Source organism: Nocardia sp. NPDC003345, from assembly GCF_053589395.1.
This window is the reverse complement of sequence record NZ_JBSFRU010000458.1, coordinates 1-3,788: the sequence shown is the minus strand read 5'-3', so window position 1 is coordinate 3,788 and position 3,788 is coordinate 1. Positions and strand designations below refer to the sequence as shown.

General features: G+C 69.6%; 4 protein-coding genes. 1 reads left to right on the top strand and 3 read right to left on the bottom strand.

Translation table 11 applies throughout. The annotated features are described in order from the left end of the window. Window positions 1–154 precede the first annotated feature (154 nt). Both ACWDU1_RS30540 and ACWDU1_RS30535 read right to left on the bottom strand, forming a co-directional pair. Complete coding sequence (locus ACWDU1_RS30540; RefSeq protein WP_450003783.1) at window positions 155–1,348, bottom strand: anion permease; 1,194 nt, start codon at window positions 1,346–1,348, stop codon at window positions 155–157. A gap of 91 nt (window positions 1,349–1,439) precedes the next feature. Next, window positions 1,440–2,690, bottom strand: coding sequence for a multidrug effflux MFS transporter (locus ACWDU1_RS30535; RefSeq protein ID WP_450003781.1), 1,251 nt, complete (start codon window positions 2,688–2,690; stop codon window positions 1,440–1,442). Between the two features lie 57 nt (window positions 2,691–2,747). On the opposite strand from ACWDU1_RS30535, the gene ACWDU1_RS30530 reads away from it, so the two are divergent. Further along, a complete protein-coding gene (locus tag ACWDU1_RS30530) occupies window positions 2,748–3,218 on the top strand; it encodes a MarR family winged helix-turn-helix transcriptional regulator (protein WP_450003779.1) in 471 nt (156 codons plus the stop codon). 72 nt (window positions 3,219–3,290) lie between these two features. Here the strand turns inward: ACWDU1_RS30530 and ACWDU1_RS30525 are convergent. Next, the coding region (locus tag ACWDU1_RS30525; RefSeq protein ID WP_450003777.1) for an acyl-CoA dehydrogenase at window positions 3,291–3,788 on the bottom strand (498 nt) is incomplete at its 5' end.

Genomic DNA, 3,788 nt, shown 5'->3' with positions numbered 1-3,788 from the left:
AGGTCGTGGCGCACCGAACCGTCGGGGCCCGGCCGCTCCGCGACCGACCACCAGCGCACCCCCAGCGCGAAAACGGCCGGCAACCCGGCTCCCAGGATCAGCGCCGCCAGCAATACTTCGCCCAGCGACCGCAGATCGGACAGAAAAGTGCTCATCATGCCTCCTCGCGTGTGGGCTCGACAGCCGGAGAGTCCTGGAACGGCGGCGACGCCGTGTGCCCGATGGGGTCGTTGACATTGCCGCTGGACACCTTGTCGTGCAGCGAGCGTCGATAGATCACCAGCGCCAGGGTGATCAGCAACGCGAAGACGACCAGGACTCCGGCCAGCCCACCGATATAGTGTGCCAGCGCCCAGCACAGGGCGCCGACTATGCCCGCGGCGGGCAGGGTGAGCAGCCAGGCGACCGCCATCCGGCCCATGACCCCCCACCGCACCTCGGCGCCCTTCCCCAGACCGGAGCCCAGGATCGCGCCGGTCACGGTCTGCGTAGTCGACAGCGGCAGGCCGAAATGCGCCGAGGTCAGGATGATCGCCGCCGAGGACGATTCGGCCGCCAGGCCCTGCGGCGAATCGATATCGACCAGCCCTTTGCCCAGGGTGCGGATGATCCGCCAGCCGCCGAGGTAGGTCCCGGCCGCGATGGCGAACGCGCAGGCGGCCATCACCCACAGCGGCATCGCCGCATCGGCGGAGATCTCGCCGTAGGCGACCAGGGCCAGGAAGATGACGCCCATCGTCTTCTGCGCGTCGTTGGTGCCGTGGGCCAGCGATACCAGCGACGCCGACCCGACCTGCCCCCAGCGGAATCCTGAGGTGACCTTGTCCGGATTCGAGCCGCGGGTGATCCGGTACACCGACCAGGTGCCGATCATGGACACGAGACCGGCCACGATCGGCGCCAGCAGGGCGGGCAGGATGATCTTGTTCACCACGCCCCCCTCCGCGGAGAACCAGACGACCCCGCTCCAGCCGAGCGCGGCCAGCGTCGCACCGATCAAGCCGCCGAACAGCGCGTGCGACGAACTCGAGGGCAGGCCGAACAGCCAGGTCAGCAGATTCCACAGGATGCCGCCGACCAGCCCGGCGTACACGATGATCAGCAGCGAATGCCCGGATACCTCGTCCAGCCGCACGATCCCCTCGGCGACGGTGGCGGCTACGGCCACCGACAGGAACGCTCCGATCAGATTGAGAAAGGCCGACAGCGCGACCGCCACTCTGGGTCTGAGCGCTCCGGTGGCGATCGAGGTCGCCATGGCGTTGGCCGTGTCGTGGAAACCGTTGGTGAAGTCGAAGGCCAGCGCCGTGACAATGACGACCAGAAGTATCAGCAGCTCTACCGTCACACCCTGCATTGTGCGCTGCGCCCGCTGTCCGGCTTCGGGCGGACGCTGGATGGTTGCCGAAACGTATCGTCGGCCTGCGGCGATCCGGTGATCACGGGCGTGCCGCCCCGGCGGGCTGCCTGGGCTCCGCGGCTTCGCCCGGCACCGGCGCGGCGGCGGCGACCCGTCCGGCGATGCACCGGGCCCCGATCCCGAGGCAGGCGCAGACCACGATCGCGACCGCCATCGGAACCCCGGTATCCGGACCAGCGATCCCGACCACCGGCGAAACCAGCGCACCCAGGGTGAACTGCAACGCGCCCATCAGCGCCGAGGCGGTGCCCGCGGACCGCCGGGCCCGGCCGATCGCCAGGGCGCTCGCGGTGCCCATCACCGTGGGTGTGCAGGCGACCAGCACGAACAGCGTGGGCAGCACCGCCACCGCCGGCGCACCGACGGTCAGCAGGACCAGGAGCACCAGTCCCGCGGCCAGAATGACGCGCTGCCCGATCCGCAGGATCGGTTCCGGGCCGAACCGGCCGATCAGACGGGAGATCACCAGCCCGGCCGCCACCATGCCGGCGGCGTTGGAGGCGAACACGATCGTGTAGGTCCGGTTGGACAGCCCGAGCACATTCTCCACCACGAACGGGGAGGCCGAGATATAGGCCATCATTCCCGCGAAGCCGAGTGCGAACGCGAAGATGTAGCCGAGATAGCCCCGGTCGGCCGCGACCTCCGCGATCCCCCGGACGGTGCCCGCGGCTCCAGCGGTGTGCCGGTGCTCCGGCGGCAGCGATTCCGGCACCACCAGCAGCGCTCCCAGGAACATGAGCAGGAAGATTCCGCTCAGCGCCCAGAATTCCGCCCGCCAGCCGGCCGAGACGAGCACTCCGCCGAGCAGTGGCGCCACCACCGGGGCGATTCCGCCGATCGCCGAGAACAGCGTGAAGAGCCGGGCGGTGGCCGCGCCCTCGGTGCGATCGGCGCCGACCGCGCGGCCGATCACCAGGCCCGCCGAAGCGGTAAGCCCCTGGAGGAAGCGCATCGCGACGAGCAGCCAGATACTCGGCGCCAGCGCGCAGGCCACCGTCACTACCACGGTGATCGCGGTCGCCAGGACGAGTGGGCGGCGGCGGCCGAATCGGTCCGAGAGTGGGCCGATGAGCAGTTGCCCCAGCGCCAGCCCGACCAGGAACGCGGTCAGGGTGAGCTGCACGCTCGCCGCGCTGGTGTCCAGATCGGCCGCCAGGTCGGTGAAGGCGGGCAGATACATATCGACCGCGAACGGCGCCGCGGCCGCGAGCAGGGCCAGCACCACCAGCAGAATTCCCGATACGCCGGGCCGGTTCCCGATCGGCATCGACGGCTCCCTCCGTCCAGATACTTATTTATGCATACATAAGTTAACATGGGAATCGTGAGCCGTGATTCCGATCTCCGGGCCCTGGACGCCGCCTTGCGCGATATCGCCCGCGCCGTCCGGCGGGCCGCGCTGCGCCCCGCCGGTGCCGAGGCGCTCACCGATTCTCAGTCCGAGGCACTGCGTTTCATCGTGCACAACCCCGGAGCCGCTCCGGGAGAGCTGGCGGCCCTGGCGGGCATGCAACCGAGCAATATGAGCGCCGCCCTGCGCCAACTCGGCGAATACGGGCTGATCGAACGCGAACGCGACCCCGGCGACCGGCGTTGCAGCCGTATCTCGCCCACCCCGAAGGCCCTCGCCTATGCACGCGAGATGCAGACGCTGCGCAGCGGGCTGGTCTTGGACGCACTCGACACGATGGACCAGGACGACCAGGACAGTCTGGTGGCCGCGATCGGCGCGCTGCGAGCACTGGGCGACGCCCTCGGCACGGTTTCCCCGATGGCCCGCCCGGTACGGGAATGAGCCCGGTGCGGCCGGGTCGGGCCGCACCGGGCTCGACGAATCACCAGGGTGGAAGGTCTCGGAGGCGGCGCCTCAGAACGCCTCCTCCGGCATCTCCATGATCTCGGTATCGAGGGCGGCGATGATGTTCTTCGTCGCGGTCAGCGTGGGCAACATGTTCTTCGCGAAGAAACTCGCCACCCCGACCTTGCCGGTGTAGAAGGGCCGGTCGCGCTCCTCGGCCTCCGAGGCGAGCGCGGCCGCGGCCACCTCCGCCTGCGCCAGCAACCGCCAGCCGATCAGCAGATCGCCCACGGCCAGCAGGAACCGCACCGAACCGAGACCGATCTTGTACAGCTCCGACGGGTCGGTCTGCGCCGCCACGGCGTATCCGCTCAGCGCGCCCGCCATGGCCTGCACATCGGCGAGCGCGGTACGCAGCAGCGCCCGCTCGGTTTCCAGCCGCCCGCTGGGGGTGTCCAGGAACGCGGTGATCTCACCGAAGATATGGGCCGCCGCGACGCCCTTGTCCCGCACGATCTTGCGGAAGAAGAAGTCCTGCGCCTGGATCGCGGTGGTGCCCTCGTAGAG

Bases quoted from the DNA above. Each gene is read 5' to 3' on its own strand.
- ACWDU1_RS30535 (WP_450003781.1), bottom strand. From the start codon at position 2,690: ATGCCGATCGGGAACCGGCCCGGCGTATCGGGAATTCTGCTGGTGGTG.